This window comes from Anabaenopsis sp. FSS-46 (genome assembly GCF_029891665.1).
GTDB classification, from domain to species: Bacteria; Cyanobacteriota; Cyanobacteriia; order Cyanobacteriales; family Nostocaceae; genus Anabaenopsis; species Anabaenopsis arnoldii.
Genome location: NZ_JANQDG010000013.1, coordinates 1 through 5031 on the forward strand (window position 1 = coordinate 1; position 5031 = coordinate 5031).

3 protein-coding genes are annotated in these 5031 nt (G+C 41.6%); all 3 read right to left on the reverse strand.

The window, feature by feature from the left end; genetic code table 11:
* Positions 1–385 precede the first annotated feature (385 nt).
* The 3 genes from NWP21_RS01585 to NWP21_RS01595 are packed head-to-tail and all read right to left on the reverse strand — an operon-like array spanning position 386 to position 4244.
* Complete coding sequence (locus NWP21_RS01585; protein WP_280791356.1) at positions 386–2191, reverse strand: serine/threonine-protein kinase; 1806 nt, start codon at positions 2189–2191, stop codon at positions 386–388.
* Positions 2188–2994, reverse strand: a complete 807-nt coding sequence (locus tag NWP21_RS01590) for a protein phosphatase 2C domain-containing protein (RefSeq protein ID WP_280791357.1) — start codon at positions 2992–2994, stop codon at positions 2188–2190. Before NWP21_RS01590 ends, NWP21_RS01585 begins: the two co-directional genes overlap by 4 nt.
* A 17-nt stretch (positions 2995–3011) precedes the next feature.
* Positions 3012–4244: a VWA domain-containing protein gene (locus NWP21_RS01595; protein WP_280791358.1), complete on the reverse strand. Its 1233-nt coding sequence runs from the start codon at positions 4242–4244 to the stop codon at positions 3012–3014.
* Positions 4245–5031 lie beyond the last annotated feature (787 nt).

The window sequence follows — 5031 nt, forward strand, 5'->3', positions numbered from 1 at the left end:
TGAGGAAAAATAGACTCAAGGGCAGTTTGTGCAGCCTGACCCCAATCAGGTGGTGATGTTGAGTGAGTATGTAGATAAGTCCAATGAGCGATGAGATAAGCGGTCAGAGAAAGAATCAGCCAGCGATACATACCCAGTAAATACAGCACTTGCATCATGCGTGTCACAAACAGGAACATTCTAAAACCAAGTCAAATCGCTTGAAGTAAGGCTTGAGCCGTGTAAGTGCGAAAGTCTTATGCACGGTTCTTAGGGGAGGGGAGAGCGGTGACGCTCTAACCTTACCCGACTACTCCCCCTCGACCTAACTTCATACCGGATTAGCCCTGTTCATCCCGATTTTTTATTTTGGGTTAAAAAAATTTGATGAAATGTGGCTTTCGACTTAAATTGGCAAATCCCAAACGCGCACGGTTTTGTCATGACTTCCAGACACAGCACGACGACCATCAGGAGAGAATGCAACACTCCAAACATCTCCTGTATGTTTTTCGCAACGGCAAATTTCCTGACCTGTGTTCGCATCCCACAAGCGTAAAGTTTTGTCAGAACTACCAGAGAGAATGCGGTTACCATTAGGAGAAAAAGCTACACTTAATACTCTGTCTGTATGCCCCTGAAAACAGCGAATTTCCTCACCATTTACCACATTCCACAAACGCACGGTTTTATCAAAACTACTGGACAGGGCGCTTTTACCATTAGGCGAAAAAGCAACGGCAGATATACTAGCCTCATGTCCCTCAAAACGCTTTATTTCCCATTCACCCTTTAAATCCCATAGACGTATAACTTTATCACCACAGCCTGAAAGAGCCTGACTGCCATCGGGAGAGAAGGCAACACTATAAACTGATCTCCAATGTCTTTTTAGACAACTAATTTCCTGACCTGTATTAACTTCCCACAAACGCACGGTCATGTCATCGCTGCCAGATAGAGCAAATTTACCATCAGGAGAAAAGGTCACAGAGCGAATAGGTGCTGTATGTCCTTGGAAGTGGCGAATTTCTGTCTCTGTTTGTATGTCCCACAGACAAAGAATCGCGTCATGATTTCCAGACAAGCAAAATTTGCCATCAGGAGAGAAACTGACCGCATAGACTGAACTGTTCTGTCTTGGGAAACGGATCATTTTTTTGTTGTTATCTAGATCCCAAATATCTACAATTCGCTCACCACCTCCAGATATAGCGCGAGTACCATCTGGCGAGAAGCTGACAGATCGTATCCAAGTAAAGTTTGGAAAACAAAGGATTTGCTTACCTATTTGCTTTGCTAGCTGAGGATTTGGCGTTGGTTTTAGGGAAACCGCCGGGTTTATGGAATGACCGGATTTATTATTTAGTGCGTTTAGCACTTGCTCGGCAGTCAACCGCGCTGTATGGTCTTTAATCAGACACCCACGCACAATTTCATCAAAAGGTTTAGGCAAGTCCTTGTCTAAATTAAGTGACTCTACTTGTAGAACTTTAGTAGCTACCTGGGTTTCTTTGTCTCCGCTAAAAGGCTGCTTTCCAGTCAGCATTTCCACAATGATTACCCCTAAAGACCACACATCCCAAGCTAGTGAAATCCTGCCTGTAAAGGACTCAGGAGGAGCATAGGCAGGAGTACACTGGAAAGTTCCTGTCCGCAAATCATCATCATGCCCTACTTCACGCACTAATCCAAAGTCTCCCAGTTTCCAGACTTCCCCGACTCGTAGGATATTAGCGGGTTTTACATCTCGATGTGCTATGCGTTGTTCATTATGAAGATAGACTAATGCCGAGCCAATACTTTGCACTACCTCTCGCGTTTCTTTCTGTGACAGTGGTTTGTCTGGACTTATTTCCTCATCTAGAGTTCTTTCGGCCTGCTCCATGACCAAATACAAATAATCCTGAAAGCCATTGCTATATTTGCCTGGAACTAAACCGCGCAACAAATTAGGATGATTTAATGTGATGGCTGCTTTCAATTCAGCCATTTGTTTATCCAGAAGAACGCTGTCTTGAAAATCCGTTGGTCGCAATTTTAAGGCTACCTGCCCAAACAATCGGTTTTCCATAACTACATCGGCTAGAAATACTCCTCCCTCTCCGCCAGAACCGATAAGTTTCTTGATGCGATATTTATTATCAATTTCGATTTTTCTGTTTACAAACGGTCTCCATTGGACATCATTTGTCCCTGTGGAATTGCTCATGAGTGATTATCCTGTACAAAAATAGCAATAAGGCTGATATCGTCTTTACTACCGTTATTTTTAGCGGTGTCTACACAGGCTTTAGTCAGTTGGTCAGGGGATGTTCGATAATTTTTAACCAGTTCTTCTAGCTCCGAATCTTGGACTTCTCCATGCAATCCATCGCTGCATAAAATTAGTACATCTCCTTGATGCAACTGACGAAACGCTAATGAACTATCATCTTGCCATTCCGGCTGAACGGATAACTTAGCGTTTGATCCGCCGCCAAGGCAGGACGTGACTTTGGAACGCATAGGGTGCGATCGCGCTTGTTCGGAAGTAATCTCGCCGATTTTGACAAGACGCTGCGCCCAAGTTTGGTCAGTTGTCACATAGGGGGTTTGCTCTTGACCAAAGTGATATAACCGACAGTCCCCTGCATAAAGGTGTAAGCACTCTGTCTGGGTGATAATAGCAGCAACGATAGTAGCCCCCATTTCCAGTAGTCCAAAATCCTCGGATGCTCGCTGACGAATTGCCTTATTCGCTGCATGAAAACGTTCTAAGAGCATTTCATACCGGGCTTTGGCTTCTTCGGGTAAAGGTTGATTTAACAATTCCCTAAAAGTATCGGCGGCAATTTTAGCTGCTACCTCCCCCCCACCTTGTCCACCCATTCCATCAACGACAACCGCCAGTTGTGCTGATTTATCTTTCCAAACTCGAAGTACCATCTGATCCTGGTTTATATCCCGTCCCAAGCCCTTGCTAGTTTTCCTTTTAGATTCCAGTCCTAACTCGCTTTGTCGCTGATCTGCCATTAACTATTACCTCGCTTTTAGTTGAGTTTATTGGCGATAGTCAACGCTTTTGTCGCGTGACGAGGGGAGAGTTTACCCATTTTCTCCAAGTCGTCTTTGAGTTTATCAATTTGCTCTTTGAGATCGTCTAAACCATGATCTACTGCTTCTATCTCAATAGTTTTGAGTAACTGTCTTGTGCGGTTAGGATTGGTTTCTCGCTGCAATATAACAAGATTTTCTCGTATTTCCCACAAAGCTCGGCTTGCTTCCACATCACTGTTAATTTGCTCACTTTTATCGTACTCAGGCGTATACAGAATGGTAGCAGTTTCTGTCACGGGGTTATCCAAAGCACTAGCCATTAGCTGAACTTGCATAACCTCTTGTTCCCCTGGTGATTTACCAGGACTTAGCCGGGGAATTTCCACTTTGACGAGTACATCCGTAGGTGTATCTGTGCGAATAGATCCAATAGTTAAGATGCCTTTAGCTGTTTCTTCTAAAGGTAAGTAGTCGGGGCTAAACCGACAGAATGCTTTGATATTTAAATCCTTGATTTTAGTGATTAACTCCAGCTTTGCATCATCAATAGCGATCGCTTGACTGACTGTTAGCCTTTCTCGCAGTTCTGGTTCTAGTTCTTGTGGGGTATCAGCATACATAAAAGTACCCTGTCCCCTAGTGCTTAGATTGTATAAAAATTCAGTGTTAAAGTCGGCTGCATCTCCCAAACCAACGGTGTGTAGTACAATTCCCTCACTGCTGAGTTTTTCGGCTTGGTTAAGTAAAGGAGTGACGTTATCTAAAATCTTTCCTTCAGGAGTTGTCGCGTGGCCATCAGTAATCAAAATACCTACTCGAACAATACCAGTTTCCTCTGGTAAAGCGTTTTGAATCCAATTTAATGCTTTATCTGTGCGAGTTACACCACTTGCCTGTAGACTACTGATGGCTGAATTGGCAGTTTCAACAGCCCCTTTACCTCCACTATGGGACTTTAATAAAGGTTGTACTTCAGTAGCAAAACTAGCCAATTCTAGGCGATCTCTGTCACGTAATTGAGCTACCACAGAACGGCACGCTTTCTTAGCTGCTTCGAGTTTTTCCCCCAGCATTGAGCCGCTAGTATCCAAGGCGATCGCCATTCTTAAGGGCAATCCTTGTCTCTTTAATGAGGGAGAAATCCGAATTCGTAATACATGGTCAGTAGATACTTTTTCATCGCTATTTTTAGCTGGTTTATTCCAAGACAGTTCTAAATTCATCATAGTTTAAGGCAATGTACTTTTTGGTTGCAATAAATTATAAATCTTTAATTCCAGTTGATTGAATAAAAAATCTCATAAATTGATATGAATCATTTGATAATCAAAAATTTAATTTTTAATTGACGAATAGTTAAATTACGTTATGTTAAAAAGCAAGAATAATATATTTGCTGTTTTACCTTTTCGTCATTTTTTTACTTTACTAACTAAAATATTTAAGCTATAAATCATCTCCCTATTTGCACAATTCCATTTTTTGTCAATTTTATAAATTATTATAGTTGAGGAATTATAGCATCCATTTTTCTACTTATTAATTACAAAATGAATCAAACCTTCCTTAAAATGCTCTGCTCCTGTATTAGCCCACAGAGTAAGCGAAGTTCACGGATCAGCTTACCAATCTCTGGCTGTTTGAATACAAGGGACTGTTTACTAGACATTTGAGGAACCCATTACCATGATGTAACAAAAAGTAAAGCAAATAAGTTATCAGTTGATGTATCAATTGCTATCATAATTCCATTTATATGGAATGACAACTGTTTATACACGTCAGTTTTGATAATTACTATTGAGTTTAATCAATGGATTTCTCTAATAAATAACCATTTTTAGCTATTTCGCAAACTTGGTGAATCAGGCAACTCACTTCTTGCACCTGGAAAACTGGATGTCAAAACCATGACTACGTGCAAGGGGAGTTAGCCGTTCAATGTCAAGTAAAAGTAGATACATAACTATATGAGGAAAAATAGACTCAAGGGCAGTTTGTGCAGCCTGACCC

What these genes read in the sequence shown, in the direction of transcription:
- NWP21_RS01590 (WP_280791357.1), bottom strand. Translation starts at nt 2,994, where the DNA reads ATGGCAGATCAGCGACAAAGCGAGTTAGGACTGGAATCTAAAAGGAAA.
- NWP21_RS01595 (WP_280791358.1), bottom strand. Translation starts at nt 4,244, where the DNA reads ATGATGAATTTAGAACTGTCTTGGAATAAACCAGCTAAAAATAGCGAT.
- NWP21_RS01585 (WP_280791356.1), bottom strand. Translation starts at nt 2,191, where the DNA reads ATGAGCAATTCCACAGGGACAAATGATGTCCAATGGAGACCGTTTGTA.